The 18,755-nt window shown below is 67.7% G+C and carries 21 protein-coding genes; 10 read left to right on the top strand and 11 right to left on the bottom strand.

Annotated elements, in window-relative coordinates:
• The first annotated feature begins 37 nt into the window (after positions 1-37).
• Both QE416_RS04780 and QE416_RS16460 read left to right on the top strand, forming a co-directional pair.
• A complete protein-coding gene (locus tag QE416_RS04780; RefSeq protein ID WP_307313976.1) occupies positions 38-310 on the top strand; it encodes a hypothetical protein in 273 nt (90 codons plus the stop codon).
• Positions 311-377: 67 nt separating this feature from the next.
• Positions 378-1,670: a DNA adenine methylase gene (locus QE416_RS16460; protein ID WP_373458836.1), complete on the top strand. Its 1,293-nt coding sequence runs from the start codon at positions 378-380 to the stop codon at positions 1,668-1,670.
• On the opposite strand, the gene QE416_RS04775 is transcribed toward QE416_RS16460, so the two are convergent.
• Entirely contained in the window at positions 1,667-2,734 is a 1,068-nt protein-coding gene (locus QE416_RS04775; RefSeq protein ID WP_307313973.1) for a phospholipase D family protein, read from the bottom strand. The two genes, QE416_RS16460 and QE416_RS04775, sit on opposite strands and share 4 nt — an antisense overlap.
• Positions 2,735-3,293: 559 nt before the next feature.
• A complete protein-coding gene (locus tag QE416_RS04770; RefSeq protein ID WP_307313970.1) occupies positions 3,294-3,749 on the bottom strand; it encodes a VOC family protein in 456 nt (151 codons plus the stop codon).
• 98 nt (positions 3,750-3,847) lie between these two features.
• Between QE416_RS04770 and QE416_RS04765 the strand changes: the two genes are divergently transcribed.
• The 4 genes from QE416_RS04765 to QE416_RS04750 all read left to right on the top strand — a co-directional run bounded on the left by QE416_RS04765 (position 3,848) and on the right by QE416_RS04750 (position 7,126).
• A complete protein-coding gene (locus QE416_RS04765) occupies positions 3,848-4,843 on the top strand; it encodes a YafY family protein (protein WP_307313967.1) in 996 nt (331 codons plus the stop codon).
• 144 nt (positions 4,844-4,987) lie between these two features.
• The gene (locus QE416_RS04760) at positions 4,988-6,307 is read left to right on the top strand and encodes a hypothetical protein (protein WP_307313963.1); all 1,320 of its coding nucleotides are present in this window, start codon (positions 4,988-4,990) and stop codon (positions 6,305-6,307) included.
• Positions 6,308-6,492: 185 nt separating this feature from the next.
• Entirely contained in the window at positions 6,493-6,897 is a 405-nt protein-coding gene (locus QE416_RS04755) for a hypothetical protein (RefSeq protein ID WP_307313960.1), read from the top strand.
• Position 6,898: 1 nt separating this feature from the next.
• Positions 6,899-7,126, top strand: a complete 228-nt coding sequence (locus tag QE416_RS04750) for a DUF2283 domain-containing protein (RefSeq protein WP_307313957.1) — start codon at positions 6,899-6,901, stop codon at positions 7,124-7,126.
• A gap of 164 nt (positions 7,127-7,290) precedes the next feature.
• Here the strand turns inward: QE416_RS04750 and QE416_RS04745 are convergent, their stop codons facing one another.
• Positions 7,291-8,367: an alkene reductase gene (locus QE416_RS04745; RefSeq protein ID WP_307313954.1), complete on the bottom strand. Its 1,077-nt coding sequence runs from the start codon at positions 8,365-8,367 to the stop codon at positions 7,291-7,293.
• Positions 8,368-8,530: 163 nt separating this feature from the next.
• On the opposite strand from QE416_RS04745, the gene QE416_RS04740 reads away from it, so the two are divergent.
• Complete coding sequence (locus QE416_RS04740) at positions 8,531-8,683, top strand: hypothetical protein (protein ID WP_307313951.1); 153 nt, start codon at positions 8,531-8,533, stop codon at positions 8,681-8,683.
• A gap of 85 nt (positions 8,684-8,768) precedes the next feature.
• A complete protein-coding gene (gene pdxH, locus QE416_RS04735; protein ID WP_307313948.1) occupies positions 8,769-9,410 on the top strand; it encodes a pyridoxamine 5'-phosphate oxidase in 642 nt (213 codons plus the stop codon).
• A gap of 280 nt (positions 9,411-9,690) precedes the next feature.
• Here pdxH and QE416_RS04730 read toward each other — a convergent pair whose 3' ends face one another.
• A complete protein-coding gene (locus tag QE416_RS04730; RefSeq protein WP_307313943.1) occupies positions 9,691-10,098 on the bottom strand; it encodes a hypothetical protein in 408 nt (135 codons plus the stop codon).
• A 265-nt stretch (positions 10,099-10,363) separates the two neighbouring features.
• Between QE416_RS04730 and QE416_RS04725 the strand changes: the two genes are divergently transcribed.
• On the top strand, positions 10,364-11,521 hold the full coding sequence (locus tag QE416_RS04725; protein WP_307313940.1) for a GTPase family protein: 1,158 nt from the start codon (positions 10,364-10,366) through the stop codon (positions 11,519-11,521).
• Here the strand turns inward: QE416_RS04725 and QE416_RS04720 are convergent.
• Complete coding sequence (locus tag QE416_RS04720; protein WP_307313936.1) at positions 11,508-12,413, bottom strand: N-acetylglucosamine-6-phosphate deacetylase; 906 nt, start codon at positions 12,411-12,413, stop codon at positions 11,508-11,510. The genes QE416_RS04725 and QE416_RS04720 overlap by 14 nt on opposite strands.
• Between QE416_RS04720 and QE416_RS04715 the strand changes: the two genes are divergently transcribed.
• Positions 12,361-12,675, top strand: coding sequence for a hypothetical protein (locus tag QE416_RS04715; protein WP_307317996.1), 315 nt, complete (start codon positions 12,361-12,363; stop codon positions 12,673-12,675). The two genes, QE416_RS04720 and QE416_RS04715, sit on opposite strands and share 53 nt — an antisense overlap.
• On the opposite strand, the gene QE416_RS04710 is transcribed toward QE416_RS04715, so the two are convergent.
• The 6 genes from QE416_RS04710 to QE416_RS04685 all read right to left on the bottom strand — a co-directional run bounded on the left by QE416_RS04710 (position 12,633) and on the right by QE416_RS04685 (position 18,742).
• Positions 12,633-13,403, bottom strand: a complete 771-nt coding sequence (locus QE416_RS04710; RefSeq protein ID WP_307313933.1) for a glucosamine-6-phosphate deaminase — start codon at positions 13,401-13,403, stop codon at positions 12,633-12,635. The two genes, QE416_RS04715 and QE416_RS04710, sit on opposite strands and share 43 nt — an antisense overlap.
• A complete protein-coding gene (locus tag QE416_RS04705; RefSeq protein ID WP_307313931.1) occupies positions 13,400-15,160 on the bottom strand; it encodes a copper homeostasis protein CutC in 1,761 nt (586 codons plus the stop codon). The genes QE416_RS04710 and QE416_RS04705 overlap by 4 nt, the downstream gene beginning before the upstream one ends.
• The gene (locus tag QE416_RS04700; RefSeq protein ID WP_307313927.1) at positions 15,157-16,167 is read right to left on the bottom strand and encodes an asparaginase; all 1,011 of its coding nucleotides are present in this window, start codon (positions 16,165-16,167) and stop codon (positions 15,157-15,159) included. The genes QE416_RS04705 and QE416_RS04700 overlap by 4 nt, the downstream gene beginning before the upstream one ends.
• Positions 16,168-16,202: 35 nt before the next feature.
• Positions 16,203-17,069: an amino acid ABC transporter permease gene (locus tag QE416_RS04695; protein WP_307313924.1), complete on the bottom strand. Its 867-nt coding sequence runs from the start codon at positions 17,067-17,069 to the stop codon at positions 16,203-16,205.
• The gene (locus tag QE416_RS04690) at positions 17,066-17,710 is read right to left on the bottom strand and encodes an amino acid ABC transporter permease (RefSeq protein ID WP_056224894.1); all 645 of its coding nucleotides are present in this window, start codon (positions 17,708-17,710) and stop codon (positions 17,066-17,068) included. The genes QE416_RS04695 and QE416_RS04690 overlap by 4 nt, the downstream gene beginning before the upstream one ends.
• A gap of 78 nt (positions 17,711-17,788) precedes the next feature.
• Positions 17,789-18,742 carry a glutamate ABC transporter substrate-binding protein gene (locus QE416_RS04685; protein ID WP_267788709.1) on the bottom strand — a complete coding sequence of 318 codons (954 nt, stop codon included), beginning with the start codon at positions 18,740-18,742 and terminating at the stop codon, positions 17,789-17,791.
• Between the last annotated feature and the right edge of the window lie 13 nt (positions 18,743-18,755).

The following is an 18,755-nucleotide window of genomic DNA, read 5'->3' as shown; positions in this document are numbered from 1 at the left end:
CGCTTCAAGTAACAGGAGCGAGATGGAAGTTCAACGTGTGAGCGCCGACATCTTTGGGCGTGGATGCCGGCTGCCCGTTGCGCTTTGGATACTCCGACGCCAGCAGCCCCGGTTCTACCAGTCTGAGCCGCCGGCTAGTCTCGGCGCGCCAACCGCGGTCAGACAGGAGTTGGAGCGGTTGGCGCGGGCGGGACTGCTCGAGGTGGAGAAATCGGACAGGGAGAACAGGGTGTACTACAGTCGCACGGCGAGTCCGCTGTGGCGAGTGTTCGCAGAGGCCGCCGACGTGATCGACGGGGAGCGAGGCTGACGACTTGCATAGCTCGAACCTAGGTGCGACCTCAGACATTGGTCAGCCGCCGTTGAGGGGAACGCAGGTGGGGGATGCGCTGCGGCCTGTCCAGTACCTGGGCAATAAGTCTCGGTACCTCGATCGGATTGTGGGGGTCGTTGGCACGCTCGTTCGCGAAGGTGACACGGTCCTGGATCTGTTCGCCGGTTCAGGCGTCGTATCCCGAGCTCTGGCGAATAGCTATCAGGTCACGTCCGTCGACGTGCAGGCTTACTCGGCCACGCTCACCGACGCGCTCTGCTCACCGGTCAAGTACGGAACTGGCGCTCGACGCGAGATTGTTTCAGTCGCGCACGACTGGGCCGACAGCTTGCCGGCCCCTGTGGCCCGCCTTGTCCGTCTAGAAACGCAGATCATGGATGCCGCGTCAGAGGACCCCAGTGGGTTTGTGCTTCTGTCGGAGGAAGGTTCGACAAGCAGTCTCACCGCGACGAGGCCCGATTTAGCTGACGCCAAGGTCGCCGCGCGGGACCATCTGCTTGCCGCCGGCGCAGTTCTCACCGCGAACTACGGCGGAGTCTACTTCTCCTATCGTCAAGCCCTTGAACTCGATGCGATCCAAGCTGCAATACGCCATGTACGGGGTTTGCCCGGGGGCTCAACTCTCGTTGCGGCGCTGCTCAGCACTGCTAGCAACGTCGTAAGCACTGTTGGTGGCCATTTCGCTCAACCCCTTAGGCTTCGTGGGCGTGACGGAAAGCCTAAAATGTCTGCAATATCGAAATCCCTTTCCTTCAGGGAGAAGAGTGTCTTTAACCTTTTCGACATTTGGCTGGAAAAGTACGGTGCAGTGGAGCCAAGCAAATTTCGTTGTAGCGTAGTCACTTCCGACTATCGTGATGTAATTGCGAGTGTGGACCGCGGAGTATCCGCTATATACGCCGACCCCCCATACACTCGCGATCACTATAGCCGTTTTTATCATGTGCTAGAAACGATTGCTCTAGGGGATAATCCAGGAGTTGCGTCTAAGCCTGGCACCACCACTCCAAGTCGGGGGCTGTACCGACTGGACAGGCACCAGTCGCCCTTTAGCATTCGATCTCAGGCGAATAGAGCCTTTGCTGAGCTTTTCGAATATGGGCAACGAATTGGCGCTCCGATGGTCCTCTCATACTCCCCTCAGGGAGGGGGTACGACCGCACGCCCCGAGACCCGGGTCGCGACAATCGATAATCTTGTCAAAATGGCCGAGTCCAGCTATGCACGTGTCGAGGTAATATCCATCGGGTCGTCGGTGCACAGTCGGTTCAACCGAACCGACCTTCATGGCACCGTTCCTGCAGACGCGGAAATGCTGCTGGTCGCAAGACCTTAGAGAAGAGCCTCGTCGACTGCCCACAACGGCGAGTCGTTCCAGATTACGCGCAAATCCGCGACGGTAGTCCGCACTCTCCGTTTCTCGCGGCTCGGACCGTCCCAACGCGTGTCGAGGAACGTGGAAGCGCTCGCGTATCCATCCGACCCAGGGAGCAGCAGCTGGTAGAGAAACTGGCCTGTCTCAAGCCGTACGAAAATGCCTATAGGCGGCGATCCCGCCGGGTATGCCAAACCGGTGGCTGCCGCAAGTTCAAATCGGTAATTCATGCTGGCGACTTCGACGCTGGGTCGGCTTTCGATCTCGCCGATGGTTCCGCCCGAGTCCACGTTTCGAAGGATTATGCGCCGTTGTGATCCAACTTTTGCGCCGAAGAAAGTTTCGTAATTGTACCGGTCAAAATTGGCCTGCTTCCAACGGGACCCAGCCGCAGGGATCTCGGCGACAAGAACTTCATTGGTGTCAACGGCAGCGCGGCTCGGTGGGCGCGTCGACTGGTTCCGCGTGTTGACGCGAAGACTGCGTTCATCGCCGTCGTTCAGCGCGACTTGAGCAGTGACTCGTGCGTCCGAGAGTGGAAGAAGAGACTTTGCGTTGTTTTGGATGAAGGAATCGATTTTAGTGAGGACGGACGCAGCTTCGTCGCCATACAGCCGCGCCACGAACATTGCTTCCCAGTTGGAAAGAAGTCCACCCATTGTCAAGTTGCCCGATCCTACTATCAAACTGAGGTGGTCGGTATGTTCGAACCATGCCATCTTGGGGTGGAATAGCGAGGGGGTCGGGCTCAGGAAGGCCCTGGTCTGCAGTCGCGGGTTCTCGGTTTCGATCTCCCGAAGCTTTGTGATTGCTCGGGAGTCGGTTACGGCATCTGTGCCAACAATGAGCCGAAAGTCTGAAGAAGCCATCATGTCTTCGAAAACGGGGTCTTGCAGCAGGGTCCGGGCACCGGCCGTGGTCGCCCAGGCGAAGATGCCTCCACCTCGCAATGCCCCCATCGATTCGAGCAGTAGGTGCTCGAGTAGATTGCCCCCCGGCGCACTCGGTATTTGTAGTTGGAACATCTTCCCCACCTTGTCTGTTGACGAGCACACTATCGAAACGGATGACTCCGACGCATCTCGAACAAGTCGATGAGCCTGCTAGGACTGCGTTCTTCTTGTTGAAGAGCGAGGTGGAATCGGCATCGAGTCGAGGCTTTTGCCCGGTGGAGTGATTGCTCGTGGCAAATGAGCCGAAGGGATCACCGCGAACAGGAGTCGCAAAGCCTTGACTGCAAACAAGAGGAGGCGTCGGGGGCGAGCAGTTCAACCGGCGGCCCTTCTCGTCAGCGGAGCGAGGGCCTGGGTGGTCTGCATCTCGCCAGTGCCCTCCGTCAAGGGGTAGCGGTGTGTCGCGGTCACGCGGAGACCGACGGACTCGGGCCGGCACTGTTCTCTGCGGCGGCTGGGGCGCCCCCCGTCGCGCGTCGTAATCCGCGGAATTTCTGTGTTGAGAATTATCCGGTCGCCGAAGGTACGGCCCAGGGCTTGACAGAAGTCGCTTGTGGGGTCGGCGGTGGCTCGCGTTGCCACGTCAGGCGGGCGGCGGTGACGCGCATTGCGTGCAGGCCACGACCACACGTCACTCGGCGGTGACCGACGCGCTCCACGTCACGCCGAAGCGGCCGATCAGCATGCCGAAGCCCGCGCTCCACGCTGACGCGGCGAGCGGCTCGACGATCGTGGCATCCGTCGACAGGGTGTCCCAGTAGACCTGGAGCTCCTCGAGGGTGGGGGTGCTGATGGAGACGAACAGCGACTGGTCGGTGACCGTCGTGTTGTTCTCGCGGTGGGTGGAGCCGGGTGCGGCGATGCCGCCCTCGGTCCGGCCGGGGATGTCGTAGCCCATGATGCGGAAGCCGTTCTCGCCGGCGACCAGGCCGAAGACGACCTTGTCGGAGCCGGGGATCTCGGCCGGCATGCCGAAGTCGGCGTAGGTGTTGACGACGAGGTGGCCGCCGAAGACGGACTGGTAGAACTCGAACGCCTGACGGGCATCGCCGCGGAAGTTCAGGTGGGTGGTGGTCTGCACGGGCATGTCTGCTCCTTGATGAATGGGCCGGGATCGGCTCGTGAGATCACGCTCCCATCCGTATAGGTCGGTTTCTGTCCTAGACCGCGACTACCGTCAGATGCATGGCCACGACGTCGCGATTGCTCACCCTGCTGTCGCTGCTACAGGAGCGGCGGGACTGGCCGGGGTCGGTACTGGCGTCGCGGCTGGACGTCAGCGACCGCACGGTGCGGCGCGACATCGATCGACTCCGTGAGATGGGCTATCGGATCGAGACGACGATGGGCCCCGACGGGGGGTACCGCCTCGACGCGGGCGCGGAGATGCCACCCCTGCTGTTCGATGACGATCAGGCGCTCGCGGTGGCGATCGCGCTGCGAGCGGCTCCCGCATTGGGTGCGGGCATCGGTGAGGCGGCGGTGCGCGCTCTCGCGACGATGCGGCAGGTGCTGCCGTCACGGCTGCGGCATCGGCTCGACTCGGTGGAGGTGACGACGGTGGGTCGCCCGGGGGAAGCGCCGGTTGCTGCCGTGCCGCTCGAGGTTCTGCTCACGCTCGCGCAGGCGGTGCACGACCGGGTCACCCTGCGCTTCGACTACCTGTCGAGGGGCGGCGGTGAGGCCCAGCCTCGGCGGATCGAGCCGCACCACCTCGTGGCATCGGACGGGCGGTGGTACCTGCTCGGGTGGGATCACGAGCGGGAGGATTGGCGGCTCTTCTCGGCGGATCGCGTGCGACCCCGGGTGCCGCACGGCGCTCCGTTCGTGCCGCGGGTTGTGCCGGGCGGGGACGTGGACGCGTTTGTCTCGGCGCGGTTCAAGGGAGCGAACACCAACGGGTGGCCCTGTCGCGGAACGGTGCTGTTGCACGCTCCGGTGCGGGACGTGCTGCCGTTCGCGGGCGACGGTACGGTCACCGCTGTCGATGATGAGCGCTGCACCCTCGAGGTGGGGTCGTGGTCGTGGGGTGCGCTCGCCGCGTCGTTCGGGAGGTTCGAGGTGGCGATGGAGGTCATCGGGCCTCCGGAGCTGGCGGAGGCGTTCGCGGTGCAGGCAGAGCGGTTTGCACGTACGGCGTTCGTGGCGTCCACGAATGGCTCCGGAGAGCCGCAGGAATAGGTCTGGCCGCCGCAGTCGATGGCCGCGCCTCGGACGTACATGTGCAGTCCTCGATTGTGAGATGCTGCCCCCAACCGGAATAGGGGCACGGGAAAGTGGGACAGTGGGCATGTCGAAGTCAACGACGACAACAGGCGGTGCGCGATGAGCGACCTTGAAGGCCGGGCAGAAGAATTCGACGACGTGGAAGTCATCAGTGACGGTGATGGGCTTGTGTTCGTAGGTGAGCCCACGCAGGTGGCAAAGTTCGTCGCCGCTTCGGGGCTACCGTCGACATCATTCGACATCGCGAAATTGACGCCGTCGGTTGCCGCCGGCGCAGCCGTCTTGAACGCAGCAGCAGATATCTCCGCAAGCGCGGGCCGGTGGGTGAAGCTCACGGAAGAATCAGCCAAGGCGGCCCGACTTCTGCCCGTGGTGCAGAACTCGAGCACCAAGTTCTGGCACGCAACAACGCGCGGTGACAAAGGTCGGTTCGTGAAGAACTTGCAGTTCGTCACCAAGCCTGGGTCTCCGCTGGCCAAGCCGGGCGCTCTCCTGACGAATCCCGCCATCCTGGCCGGCGTTGGCGGCATCATGGCGCAGTACGCCATGCAGCAGACGATGGAGGAGATCACCGACTACCTGGCCAAGATCGACGCCAAGGTCGACGATGTCCTCCGTGCACAGAAAGACGCTGTGCTCTCGGAGATGATCGGCGTTGAGATGTTGATCGATGAGGCAATCGTCGTTCGTGACACGGTCGGCAGGGTGTCCGAGGTCACGTGGTCGAAGATTCAAAACTCGGCCTCGACGATCGCTCGCACGCAGGCCTACGCCCTACGCCAGCTTGACGCTATCGCCGACAGGATCGAGCGGACGGCGAAGATCGGCGATCTCGCTGATCTGGCGAAGGAGGCACAGTCTTCGGTTGCCGAGTGGCTGAGCGTCGTCGCCAAGTCCTTCCAGTTGCAGGAAGCGCTCGGAATGCTCGAGCTTGAACGCGTGCTCACGGCCTCGCCTGAGGAGATCGATGAGCACCGCCTTGCCCTGCAGACGGCACGCCAACGGCGCCGCGAGGTCATCGTGCAGACGACTCGTTCACTGCTGACACGCATGGACGCGGGAGCCGAGCGCGCCAACGCCAAGGTGCTGCTCAATCCCTTCTCTGCAGGAGCGGTTGTGCAGGCCCGGAACGACGTTGCGGAGGGCATCGGCGAGTTTCACGCGCGCTTGGGGCTCGCCGGGCAACAGAGCGCCGTGGAAGCGCGCAGCTGGGTCAGCGCGGCGGTGGACGTGCGAGACGACGTCTTCGAAGCCGGTGCGGACGGGGCGCAGGCCGTCGGCCGCTTCGGCGGAGAGGCGCTCGACAACGCGCGTCAGTCGGCCGGTCGTTGGGCCGAAAAGCTGGCGAAGCGCCTGCAGAGGGAGGACGATACTCCCGACGATCAGGGACGCCCTCCGTCCGGTGCGATCGGCAGCTGAGCGCGAACACGGAACGCGAGTCAGAACTCATGACCCAGCCCCTCCGCGACGCCATCAACGTCACCCTCGACGGCTGCGTCCATCACGAAGCGGGCTTGCCGTCAGATGCCGAGTCCTCGGTGTTGTGAATCGACGAGCTGCGCCGCTCCGACACCCTCTTCCACGGTCGCGTCACTTACGAGCTGATGGAGAGCGCGGGGCGCGGACCGGAATTGGGGGAGTGGCCTGACTGGATGAACGCCAGTGAGATCGCGCTCTCGGAAGTGATGGATCCGATGCGGAAGATCGTGGCATCCGGGGCTCTCGATGAAGTTGAGTGGAACGCCGAACTGGTCCGGGGCGACGCGGTCGAGGCCGTCCTGCAGCTCAAGGATCAGCCCGGAGGGGGTGTCTCACCTGGTGGAGTGAAGTTGCCGGCGGTGCACGGGCTCATCGACGATTACACGTTTGTCGTGCACGCATGGTTCCAGACGCGGGTCGGGGCTGCTCGACGGCGTCGACCCGTATTCACGCAGGGATCCGGAAAGAACAAGACCCGCGTCGTCGTGGACAACAAGACCGGCAATATCATGACCGTGACGAAGGGCTGAAATGAGAGTCACTTACGACGCCGAAGCGGACGCCGCGTACATCACGATCGCCGCCGGCATCGCCGAAGGAGCGGCGACGCAACAGCTGCATTCCATGGCCACTCCGGGAGGCCTCGGCGAGATCATCCTCGACTTCGGCAGCGACAACCGACTGCTCGGCCTCGAAATCCTCAACGCCAGCCTTGTTCTCCCGCAGAACGTCATCGAATCCGCAAAGTCCCCCGCCTAGCTGTAGCACCCACGCACGTGACGTTGCGGGAGGTGGTATCTCGTTGGCGGGGTGCCCGCATCTTGGTGCCCTTTCGCGTCGGGTGGAGCCGGGCGCTACCGACCGGCCTGACGCAGAAGGGCCCCGCGCGAACGAATTGCGCGAGGCCCCAGAAGCACAACGGCTTACGCCTGCAGGAACGGGTAGTCCGTGTACCCGCGCTCGCCGCCGCCGTAGACGGAGGCCTGGTCGACCTCGTTCTCGTCGGCGCCCTGCTCCCACCGCGTGACGAGGTCGGGGTTCGCGATCGCGGGGCGGCCCACGGCGACGAGGTCGGCGATGTCGTCCTCCACGACCGAGACGGCCTCATCACGCGTGGTCACGCTCGAGAAGCCACTGTTGATGATGAAGGTGCCACCGAACGCGCGCCGCAGATCTTGGATCAGCTCGCCGGCGGGGTCGGCGTGCAGCACGCTCAGGTAGGCGAGGCCCAGGGGAGCGAGGCCCGCCACGAGCGCCTCGTAGGTGGCGCGGGTTTCGGCGTCATCCTTCTCCCACACGTCCTGGATGTTGTGCGCGGGCGAGATGCGGATGCCGACACGCGTGGCCCCGACCTCGGCCACGACGGCCTGCGCGACCTCGATGACGAAGCGGGCGCGGGCCTCGGGCGATCCGCCGTAGCCGTCGGTGCGCTGGTTCGAGGCGGGGGAGAGGAACTCGTGCAGCAGGTAACCGTTGGCGCTGTGCAGCTCGACGCCGTCGAAGCCGGCATCCACGGCCTTGCGGGCGGCGGCGACGAACTCGTCGCGGACCGTTTCGAGCTCGGCGGTCTCGAGAGCGTGCGGGGTGGCGTAGGCGACCTTCGTGCCGTCGGCCAGGCGCGTCTCGCCGTCGATCGCGATCGCCGAGGGGGCGACGATGCGGTCGGTGCCGGTGATCTCGGGGTGCGTGACGCGTCCGCCGTTCATGAGCTGCATGAAGACGGTGCCGCCCTCGGCGTGCACGGCATCGGCGACCTTGGCCCAGCCCGCGGCCTGAGCGTCGGTCACGATGCCCGGCTGACCCGGGTACGCGCGCGACTCGTCGCTCGGGAAGACACCCTCGGTGACCAGCAGGCCGATGCCGGCGCGCTGCGCGTAGTACTTCGCGACGATCGGACCGGGAACTCCGTCGGCGCCGGCGCGCAGGCGTGTCATCGGGGCGAGCGACACGCGGTTGCGGACGCCGATCTCTCCGACGGTGGTGGGGGCGAACAGGCTCATGGGTGTCCTTTCGAGGGGGAACAGGGCCGTGCCTCGTAACCCGACGTGCGCAGCGGATATTCCACATGCGCAGGGGGACGGCGTGTCGGGCGGCGGGCTTGAGGTTTCACGGAGGGTTTCGGCAGGATCGGGGCATGAACTCGACGACCCCGAAGAAGCGATGATGGCGCGCGCTCCGTGGGACCGGCCCGGTGAATCAGCGGCCACTCGACGGCTCCGCATCGCGATGTTCTTCAGCGCGGTCGTGCTCGTCGTGGCCGTCGTCGCGATCCTCGTGTACTTCGTCGTGCGGTCGGCGGGGATCGCGGGGCTCTGACGCCCGAGCGAGGTCGAGCAAGCCCCCGCGCGTCCGGGGGCGCCGCCCTACGATGGGGCTCCACCACCCACCGGAGGACCCCGCGATGACCGAGAACCCCCTCGCCCACCGGCTCGACTACGACCTCGATGCTCTCGACGACGGCGCGCTGGCGGCATCCCCCCTCGATCTCTTCCGACGGTGGCTGGCCGAGGCGGCCGATCAGCCCGAGCCGAACGCGATGGTCGTCTCGACGGTGGATGCCACGGGTGCACCGACCTCGCGAACGGTTCTGCTGCGCGGCATCGACGATGACGGAGCGCTCGTCTTCTTCACCAACCGGCAGTCGCGGAAGGGCCGCGCGCTCGCCGCGAACCCGGCGGTGTCGATCCTGTTCCCCTGGTACGCGCTGCAACGCCAGGTGATCGTTCTCGGGACGGCGACGCCTCTGCCCGCCGAGCGGGATGACGCGTACTTCGCGTCGCGGCCGCGCGGCTCTCAGCTGTCCGCGTGGGCGAGCCACCAGTCGGAGTCCGTGGCATCCCGAGCCGCTCTCGAAGAGCAGATGGGAGAGGTCACCGCCCGGTTCGCCGACGACGCGGTCGTGCCGCGGCCTCCGCACTGGGGCGGGTATCGGGTGGAGCCGCGGGAGATCGAGTTCTGGCAGGGGCGGCGGTCACGGCTGCACGATCGGGTTGTGTTCGCGCGGGATGGGGACGGGTGGGTGGGGCAGCGGCGGCAGCCGTAACACGGCGACATTCGGACTAAGGGAAGATACGGACCCGCGACCTATCCGGCCGTCTCGAACGAAGAGGCCGGCAGTTTGAGAGCCACCGGCTATGCAGGGCGCGTGCGCGGAAAGACGTGCAGACGTCCGCAGCACGTCATGTTGTCTCCACGTTCAGAGCAGTCCGTTCGCGCCATGAAGCGAGTGCTCAAGGCCAGCTATTAAATCGGTTGCTGATCACCGCCTACCCCACCGGCAGCAGCGTCTGCTGACGCGTCTCACGTTGAAGCCATCCCGAGGTTCACGCGGCTTCGGCGGTCATCTTGCGGAATGCGGGCAGAACGTCTGCAACCTCCCACAGCTCGCGTGACAGCCGCCTGAACAACTGTTCACCTTGTTGGGCCCACTTGATGCACGGTGCATCTGTGCGCCAGCCGGTCTCAAAATCGAAGCCTTGCTCCCAGACCGAGAGCCAGGATCGAAGGTCGGCTTGCAAGCTTGTCGAAACGTCCCATAGTGCTGGGTCGGTGGGGGCGCCATCGATCCAGAGCGGAAAAACGCAACCGAAATCGGGTTCGAGGATCAGCACAGGGAGGGCTCCCTCTCTACGGCGTTGCGCTTTTCTCAGCGCCGACTCATCCGTCGCGTACGCGGGCACTTCAAGCTCCATCCAAGTGGCCGGATCGATGATCGTCCTCGAGCCGCTCATACGAACACAGTAAATATTGCGGCCTGAGCCCAACAGTCCCGACGTTCGGATCGCCGCTGGCCGATCGGTCGGCCACCGCGACAGGGTAGAGACCTGCGACGGTCGCGATTGCATGACCGGGTCGTGTTCACGCGGGACGGGGACGGGTGGTCCTCCCCTCGCGCAAGGGTCACCGTCAGAAAGCCCGCAACGGGCCCCGCCCCGTAGATTCGATCCATCCCGCAACCGCGGGTCGCGCAGTGAGTCACCGGGGGTAAGCCACACCATGGCGAAGAAGAACGCCGACACACCCGACCTCGATCAGAAGGCCTTCATCGAGGCGAGCTCCGAGGCGAAGTCGCGCTACGGCCGGTTCAACCTCGCGATCGTCGGCGCCTCGGGCGTGGGCAAGTCCTCCCTCGTCAACGCCGTCTTCGGGCGCGACTGGGCGAAGGTCGGGCGTGGGCTGCCGGTCACCCGCGGCGTGCATTTCTACAGCGACGAGTCCCTGGGCATCTGGGACGTCGAGGGGTTCGAGATCGGCTCGCCCATCCCGCCCGACCAGCAGCTGCGCAACCACCTCGATGCGATCGCCGCCCACCCCGGCGACCACCAGATCTCGGTCGTCTGGTACTGCGTGAAGGCCAACGACGACCGCCTCACCCCGGCCGACATCGCCATGATCCGCGAGCTCGACGCGCGGGGGCTGCCCGTGATCCTCGTGCTGACGAAGGTCGACTGGATCAAGAACCCGATCACCGGGCACCAGAGCGTCGCGAAAGACGTCGAGGCGTTCGTCGACTGGCTCAACGACCCCGTCGACGCGAACACCGGCGAACGGCTGCGGATCCCCTACCGGCAGGTCATCCTCACCTCGACCCGCGACAAGCACGGGAAGGGGAAGGGGCACGGCCTCGGTGACCTTGTCACGCAGACCCTCGAGCTCGCCCCCGAGCGCGACAAGGACGCCTTTCGCATCGCACAGCGCCTCAACCTCCCGTGGAAGCGCGAGATGGCGCGCCCGATCATCGCCGCGGCGGCCGCAGCGGCTGCGGGAGCGGCATCCGTTCCGCTTCCTGTCTCGGATGCTGTCACGCTGGCGCCGATCCAGCTCACGATGATGGGACGCATCGCCGCGATCTACGACCTCGAGGTCAAGACGATGCTCTCGGCCGGAGCGCTGGCGCAGTTCGGCGTGCAGGTCGCCGGTCGCGCGCTCGCGACGAGCTTCCTCAAGCTGATCCCCGGCGCCGGCATCGTCGTGAACGCCGCGGTGGCGGGCGCGTTGACCGCGGCGACCGGCGAGAGCTGGCTGAAGATCTGCGAACTGCTGCACACCGGCAAGATCGACGTGCGCAAGCTGGATCAGGAATGGGCGAAGTACGCGCCGAACTTCATGGACGTGGCGAAGAAGCTACTCGAGCGGCGGGTCATGAAGCGCTGAGCCACACCCGCTGCACGCGCCAGTCGACGTCCCACGCGACGAGGTCGGCGCGCATCCCCGGCTCGAGCAGCCCGCGTGAGGAGTCGCCCAACGCCGCAGCGGGCACCGCGGTCGCCGCCCCCACGGCATCCGAGGCGCTCAGGCCGAGGTCGACGACAGCCGTGCGCACCGCGAGATCGAGGGTCAGCGTGGACCCCGCGATGGTGACGCCGTCGTCGAGCAGCGCGCGGCCGTCGGTGACGCGTACGTCGAGCTCACCCAGTCGGTACGCGCCATCGGCGTGGGCGGCGGCGGCCATGGCATCCGTGATCAAAGCCACCCGCTGCGGCGCCGCGGTCAGCAGCAGGCGCGCGACCGAGGGGTGCACGTGCACGCCGTCGAGGATCAGCTCGAGCGTCACGCGCTCGTCTTCGAGCGCGGCGGGCACGGGACCGGGGTGGCGGTGGCCGATGGCCGGCATCGCGTTCAGCGCGTGGGTAAGGAGGGTAGCCCCGCGGTCGATCGCCTCGCGCGTGAGGCCGTAGTCGGCCTCGGTATGACCGATCGCCACGCGGATGCCGCGGGCGACGAGCTCCGTGATCGCGTCGAGCGCCCCGGGGAGTTCGGGGGCGAGGGTGACCTGGCGGATCAGGCCGGGCTCGGCATCTCGCACCAGTTCGAGGAACCGTGCATCGGGCGAAGCGAGCGCGCCGGGGTCGTGCGCTCCGCGTCGGGCGGGCGACAGGCAGGGCCCCTCGAGGTGTACCCCCAGAATTCCGGGATCGGACCGGCGCGCGAGCTCGACGGCGGAGAGCTGCCGACGCAGAACGTCGAGCGGAGACGAGACCAGGCTGATCAGGGTGGCCGGTCGTGCCGTGGCCGCGGTGGGCGGCGACGCCGGCGGTGATGGCATCCGCTCCGTCGTCGAAGGCGTGCCCGCCGCCCCCGTGCACGTGCAGGTCGATCAGGCCGGGGGTCAGGGTCGCCCCGCCCAGGTCGACGCGCTCGGCGGCATTCGGAGCGGGCCCCGTGCCCACCTCGACGATCAGGCCGTCACGCACCCGCACCCAGGCGTCGGGCAGGTCGCGCCGGGCGTCGACCACCCGAGCGCCGGTGAACAGCACGTCGGCGGTCATGTCGTGGCGATCTCGCGGTGGTCCCAGGCGAAGCGGTAGTAGTCGCGGTGCTCCAGCTGCGAGGCGGCGGCCTCATCGACGATCACCACAGCCCGGCGGTGCAGCTGAATGGCGGATGCCGGACACGACGAGGTCAGCGGACCCTCGACCGCCGCGGCGACGGCGGGGGCCTTCGACTCGCCGAACGCGAGCAGCACGAGCGCTCCCGCGTCGAGGATCGTGCCGATGCCCTGGGTCAGGCAGTGCGTGGGCACGTCGTCGATGCTGTCGAAGAACCGCGCGTTGTCGGCGCGGGTTGCGGGCGTGAGCGCCTTGAGACGGGTGCGCGACGCGAGCGACGAGCCCGGCTCGTTGAACCCGATGTGCCCCGTGCGGCCGATGCCGAGGATCTGCAGGTCGATCCCGCCCGCCGCGGCGATAGCGGCCTCGTAGCGGTCGCCGGCCTCGGCCAGTGGACCGTCGTCGTCTCCCGGCACACGCACGAGCGCGGGGTCGAGTCCGAGCGGGCCGACGATGTCGCGGTCGACCACGGCGCGATAGCTCTCGGGGTGCCCGGCGGGCAGGCCCACGTACTCGTCCAGCGCGAAGCCGCGCACGGCAGAGAGGTCGAGTGAACGCTCGGCCAGGGCCGCCCACACCGGGAGGGGCGTCGAACCGGTCGCCAGTCCCAGTGTCGGGTCGACGCGGCGACCCAGCGCGGCGACGATCAGGTCGGCGGCGATGCGGCCGGCATCCGCCTGGTCTTTCACGATCGCGATCTCGGTCACGCGCGGGTCTCCGTTTCGAGGGGGGTCGGCTCAGCCAGGATGACAGGCGCGGTCCACGAGCGGACGACCTCGGGTCGCTGCGCCGCTTCGAAGGCCAGCATCGCGGCTCCGATCCGGCCGGCGTGCGTGCCGAGGGCGGCGGTCGTCAGGCGCGGCGCCTCGCGCCACGCGAGAGCCGCAGAAAGACGCTCGCGGAGGGGCTTGAGAAACGCGTCACCGGCCTGCGCGACGCCGCCGCCGAGCACGATCACCTCGGGATCGACGAGCAGCGTGAGGGTCGCGAGCCCGGTGGCCAGGGCGTCGAGCCCCTCCGACCAGACGCGTGCGGCGACGGGATCCGTGTCGATGCGGGCGATGATGGCCGCGGCATCCGGAGCCTCCCCGTCGGACACCGGGGCGCTCGCCGCGTACCGCCGGGCCAGCCCCGCGCCCGAGAAGTACACCTCGAGGCAGCCGCGCTGCCCGCACGCGCAGAGCTCGCCGCCCGGCACGACCGGGATGTGCCCCAGTTCTCCGGCCCCCGAGATGGCCCCCTCGACCGCGCGGCCGTCGGAGGTGAGGGATGCCGCGACCCCGGTGCCGATCGCGGCGAAGACGACGTTGCGCGACCCGGCGGCGGCGCCGTAGGCCCGTTCGGCCGCACCGGCCGCCCGCACATCGTGGTCGACGGCGACGGGGAGCCCGGTGGCATCCGACAGGAGCCGGGCGAGGGGGACGTCGGTCCATCCGAGCGTCGAGGCGTAACGGACGGTGCCGGTGGCGCTGTCGATGAGACCGGGGCTCACGACACCCGCACCCACGACCGAGCGGCCCAGGCTCTCGGCTCCCGCGATGAGATCGTTGAGGAGCTCGGCGATGCGCGTGACCGTCTCGGCTCCCGAGCCGCCGGTCGCGACGCGGGAGCTCTGCAGCACGTGCCCGTCGATGTCGACGAGGGCGCCCTTGGCGGAGGTGCCGCCGATGTCGACCGCGATCACGGCCGGGTGCGACGCGAGGGTGTTCGCTGTCACGGCGAGGACCGTCTCGCGGATCGCGGACTCGTCGGTGACGAGGTGCCCGCGGCCGGACTCTACCTGCGCGCGCAGGTGCACCTCGCGGGCGCCGGTGCGCTCGAGGAGCGCCGCCACGTTGTGGGCCCGGACCGAACCGCCGACGAGCACCGCCGGCATCCGGGTGCCCTCCGACCGCGCGCGGAGCCCGGCGAGCACGTCGGCTCCCTCGCTGGCCGTGGCCTTGCCGCCCGAGGTGAGCACGCGGACGACGCCGTGGTGGGCGAGGGTGTCGTAAGCGTCGAACAGGTCGGCGGTGTCGTCGAAAGCCTTGTGGAAGGTGATCGGCACCTCACCAGCCGCCGCGCGGATCGCATCGAGAGCCTGTTCGTCGACGTGCCCGTCGGCGGTGAGTGCCCCGAAGACGATGCCCACGGGCACGCTGCTGGTCCGAGCGAGGACGGCGATGGCGCGCGCGTCCGTCTGCATCACGCGCAGCTCGTCGGCGGAGTACACGAAATCTCCGCCGCGCGAACGGACCATGACCTGCACGCCCACACGCTGCACCGAGGCGAGGACCGACTCGATCATCCCGAAGCTGGGGGTGGTGCCGCCCTCGAGCAGGTCGGCGCAGAGTTCGACGCGGTCGGCGCCCGCGCGCTCGGCGGCGAGCACCCCCGCGAGATCGTCGACACAGATCTCCACGAGGGCGCGGGCGCCCGCGGGGGACTTCTGGACGAGGGATGCCGGGCCTGCGGCGGTCGTCACGGTGCGGTGTCCGCAGCGATCGAGGCGTCGAGCCAGGCGCGGACGTCGCCGCCGACCTGGATCGACCCGACGGGAACGCCGCCACCGAGGATCGGCAGGTCGACGAGGTCGCCCGCGCTCGAGATGTCGGCGCCGAGCGCCTCGAGGACGGTGAGGGCGACAAGGGTCGTCGCGCGGGGGTTGCCGTCGAGGATCTTCATCGACACCGCCGCACCGTCGGCAGTGGCCATGCCGATCACGCCCTCCGCGCCGCCCTTCGACAGCAGCCCCGGCACCCGCAGCATGGCGTCGGTGTTGGCGTGGTGGTCGCCGCCGACGAAACGGGGGAAGGAGCGCATGGCATCCGCCACCCTCCGCTCCGGCGTGCCGGGGGCAGCCGTCACGAGAGCGCGGAAGATGCGGGCGATGCCCAGCGGCGAGACGCTGAACAGCGGAGCGCCGCACCCGTCGACGGCGTCGTACGCCACCGTGTCGCCCGAGAGGCGCTCGAGCGTCGACCGCACGAGCTGCTGCAGGGGGTGCGAGGGGTCGAGGTAGGTCGCGGTGTCCCACCCGTTGACCGCGCACGCGAGGAGCATCGCGGCGTGCTTACCGGAGCAGTTCATGCGCACCCGTGAGCGCTGCTCGCCGTCGCGGATGAGGCGTTCGCGCGTGGGCTCGTCTTCGGGCCAGTCGACCGGGCACGCGAGGGCGCTCTCGTCGAGGCCCGCACGGGTCAGCAGGTCGCGAACGACGTCGACGTGCACGTCTTCGCCGGTGTGGCTGCCCGCGGCGATGGCGAGATCGGCGCCGTCGATGTCCGCACCGGCGAGTAGGCAGGCGAGGGCCTGCACGGGCTTGACCGTGGAGCGGGGCAGGATCTGCTCACCGCTTCCGGTCTGCCAGGCCACCGATCCGTCGGCCGCCAGGGCCGCGATCGACCCGAGGTGGCGGCTCTCGACGACACCTGAGCGGATGACGACGGCGAGGTCGGCCAGCGGGGAGGGGACGGGGGGAAGGGACGTCATGGGTGGTTCTTTCGATGCCGGGGCGGAAGGGCGGGTCAGCGGTCGACGGGGGCGTTCGGGGTGGTGAGACCGGCCGGAGCGACCTTCGCGGGGGTCGCGAGGCTGCGGCGGCCCGGTCGCTTCTGCAGGCGGGCGGCGAGACCCGAGAGGCCGCCGTTGAGCGCGAGGAAGATCACGGTCACGACCACGAAGGTCTGGATGAGCAGGCCGTTGAAGCTCGACAGCACCTGGCCGCGGTACAGCAGCTCGGTGAACGCGACGATGTAGCCCAGCGAGGTGTCCTTCAAAAGGCTCACCAGCTGCACCACGAGCGAGGGCGCGACGAAGCGCAGGGCCTGCGGAAGGACCACCTTGCGGTCGACCTGCCAGCGGGTCATGCCGAGGCTGAGACCGGCTTCGGCCTGCCCGCGCGGGAGGGCGAGGACGCCCGCGCGGATGATCTCGGCGAAGGCTGCGGCATTGGCGATCGTGAGCGGGATGACGAGCTTCCACAGCACCGGGAAGTTCAGGCCGAGCTGGGGAAGGCCGAAGAGCATGAGGTAGATCAGCAGCAGCACGGGGACCGTACGGGCGATCTCGATGTAGGCGGTGCAGAGCCAGCTGATCCAGCGGACGCGGCTGAGGCGCCCGAGCGCGAGCAGCAGGCCGAGCACGAAGCCGAACACGGCGGTCAGGGCAGCGGCCTGCAGCGTGCCGAGCAGACCGACGCCGAGGTACTCCCAGATCGCGATGTCGAGGAACGGCAGCCAGCGGTCGCTGTCGAGCTGGCCCTTCGACGCGAACTGCACGAGGGCGAGGGCGATCAGACCCAGGATGACGACGGCGCTGACGACCGACCAGATGAGGATGCGTCGGCGGGTGCGGGGCCCCGGCTCGTCGTAGAGCGAAAGGGTGGAGGTCATCGGCGGATCCTCAGCTTCTTCTCGAGGCGGCCGGCGGTGAGGCCGATCGCCAGCGCGAGCACCATGTAGATGAGCCCCGCCGCGGTGAAGATCAGGATGGGCTGAGCCTCGACGAGGTTGAGCTTGTTCGCCGCGCTCGTCAGCTCGACGACGCCCACCGCGGCGGCCAGGGCGGTGTTCATGGTGAGGGCGATCATGACGTTGCCGATCGGTTGGATCGCGGCCCGCAAGGACTGGGGGATGACGAGCACGCGCAGCGTCTGACCGAGCGAGAAGCCCAGCGCCCGGCTGGCCTCGATCTCGCCCCGGCTCACGGTGTTCACTCCGCTTCGCACGGCCTCGGCGACATACGCCGCTTCGTAGAGAGTGAGCACGATGATGGCCGTCGGGGTCAGGGGCAGGAGGAATCCGGCATCCGGCAAGGCGAAGACCGCCAGCACCAGCAGCACCAGAAGCGGCACGTTGACGAAGAACTGCACGTAGGCGAAGGCGGCCCAGCGCAGCACCGGCACGGGGCTGATGCGCGCGGCGGTGACGAGCGTGCCCAGCACGATCGACCCGATGCCGGCCGAGACGGCGAGCAGGATCGTCGTTCCGAGCGCTTGCGCGATCGGTCCGGCGCTCGAGGCGAAGAAGTCCATGGGGTCCTCAGGAGAGCGGGAGGGAAGAGGGAGACCGGCGCCCGTCATGTGCGGAACGGGCGCCGGTCGGTCGGTGGCTCAGGAGCCGGGAACGCTGCCGATCGCGGGGGGAGTCGGAGCGCTCGTCTCGACTGCCGAGCCCAGGGTGGCGTCCCAGATCTTGGCCCAGGAGCCGTCGTCCTGGATCTTCTTCAGCCAGTCGTTGATGAACGACTTGAACTGCGCGTCGTCCTTCTTCAGGCCGATGCCGTACGCCTCGCTGGTGAAGGGCTGGCCGACGACCTTGATGCTCTTGTCGTCGATGGCGTGGCTCGCGAGCAGGGTGAAGTCCTGCACGTACGCGTCGCCGCGGCCCTGGGTCAGGGCCTGGAGGGCCTGCGGGTCGGTGGCGAAGCTCACGATGGTCGCGGTGGGCTGCTTCTCGGGCACGGCCGTGACGGCCGGGGTGTTCGCGCCGACGATGACGGTCTTGCCGCCCAGGTCGTCGATGCCGTTGATGTCGGTGTTGTCGCTGCGGACGGCGACGGCCAGACCCGACTCGAGGTAGGGGCCCGCGAAGTCGACCTGCTCGGCGCGCTTCTCGGTGATCGTGTACGTGTTGAAGACGACGTCGACGGTGCCGTTGGCGAGGAGGGCCTCACGCGTCTCGGATGCCGGCGGGACGATCTCGACGTTGGGCTCGCCCAGGATGTAGATGGCCAGCATCTTCGCGAGGTCAGCGTCGAAGCCCTGGACGTCTTCGGGGTTGGTGGGGTCCTGCTGCGACAGCAGGGGAGCGTCGAGGGCCTCCGCGACGATGAGCTTGCCGCGCGCCTTGATCTTGGCCATCGTCGAGTCCGGGATGAGGGCCGCGGCGTCGGCGACGGGGGCGTTGGCGTAGACCTCTTCGAGGCTGCTGGCCTTGGCCGAGGCGCTGGGGTCGGACCCGGGGACGGCCGCAGTGCCGGACGAGCACGCGGCGAGAGACGCGACCGTGGCCGCGGACGCCAAGAGGACGAGGCCTCGGCGAAGGATCGAGCGAGAGGAGATCACGGGTACTGCCTTT

The organism is Microbacterium sp. SORGH_AS_0421 (assembly GCF_030818635.1).
GTDB lineage: Bacteria > Actinomycetota > Actinomycetes > Actinomycetales > Microbacteriaceae > Microbacterium.
The sequence above is the reverse complement of the archived record's forward strand: the minus strand, read 5'-3'. Positions and strand labels throughout refer to the sequence as shown.

Bases quoted from the DNA above. Each gene is read 5' to 3' on its own strand.
- QE416_RS04775 (WP_307313973.1), bottom strand. From the start codon at position 2,734: ATGTTCCAACTACAAATACCGAGTGCGCCGGGGGGCAATCTACTCGAG.
- QE416_RS04770 (WP_307313970.1), bottom strand. From the start codon at position 3,749: ATGCCCGTGCAGACCACCACCCACCTGAACTTCCGCGGCGATGCCCGT.
- QE416_RS04765 (WP_307313967.1), top strand. From the start codon at position 3,848: ATGGCCACGACGTCGCGATTGCTCACCCTGCTGTCGCTGCTACAGGAG.
- QE416_RS04760 (WP_307313963.1), top strand. From the start codon at position 4,988: ATGAGCGACCTTGAAGGCCGGGCAGAAGAATTCGACGACGTGGAAGTC.
- QE416_RS04755 (WP_307313960.1), top strand. From the start codon at position 6,493: ATGGAGAGCGCGGGGCGCGGACCGGAATTGGGGGAGTGGCCTGACTGG.
- QE416_RS04750 (WP_307313957.1), top strand. From the start codon at position 6,899: ATGAGAGTCACTTACGACGCCGAAGCGGACGCCGCGTACATCACGATC.
- QE416_RS04745 (WP_307313954.1), bottom strand. From the start codon at position 8,367: ATGAGCCTGTTCGCCCCCACCACCGTCGGAGAGATCGGCGTCCGCAAC.
- QE416_RS04740 (WP_307313951.1), top strand. From the start codon at position 8,531: ATGGCGCGCGCTCCGTGGGACCGGCCCGGTGAATCAGCGGCCACTCGA.
- pdxH (WP_307313948.1), top strand. From the start codon at position 8,769: ATGACCGAGAACCCCCTCGCCCACCGGCTCGACTACGACCTCGATGCT.
- QE416_RS04730 (WP_307313943.1), bottom strand. From the start codon at position 10,098: ATGAGCGGCTCGAGGACGATCATCGATCCGGCCACTTGGATGGAGCTT.
- QE416_RS04725 (WP_307313940.1), top strand. From the start codon at position 10,364: ATGGCGAAGAAGAACGCCGACACACCCGACCTCGATCAGAAGGCCTTC.
- QE416_RS04720 (WP_307313936.1), bottom strand. From the start codon at position 12,413: ATGCCATCACCGCCGGCGTCGCCGCCCACCGCGGCCACGGCACGACCG.
- QE416_RS04700 (WP_307313927.1), bottom strand. From the start codon at position 16,167: ATGACGTCCCTTCCCCCCGTCCCCTCCCCGCTGGCCGACCTCGCCGTC.
- QE416_RS04695 (WP_307313924.1), bottom strand. From the start codon at position 17,069: ATGACCTCCACCCTTTCGCTCTACGACGAGCCGGGGCCCCGCACCCGC.
- QE416_RS04690 (WP_056224894.1), bottom strand. From the start codon at position 17,710: ATGGACTTCTTCGCCTCGAGCGCCGGACCGATCGCGCAAGCGCTCGGA.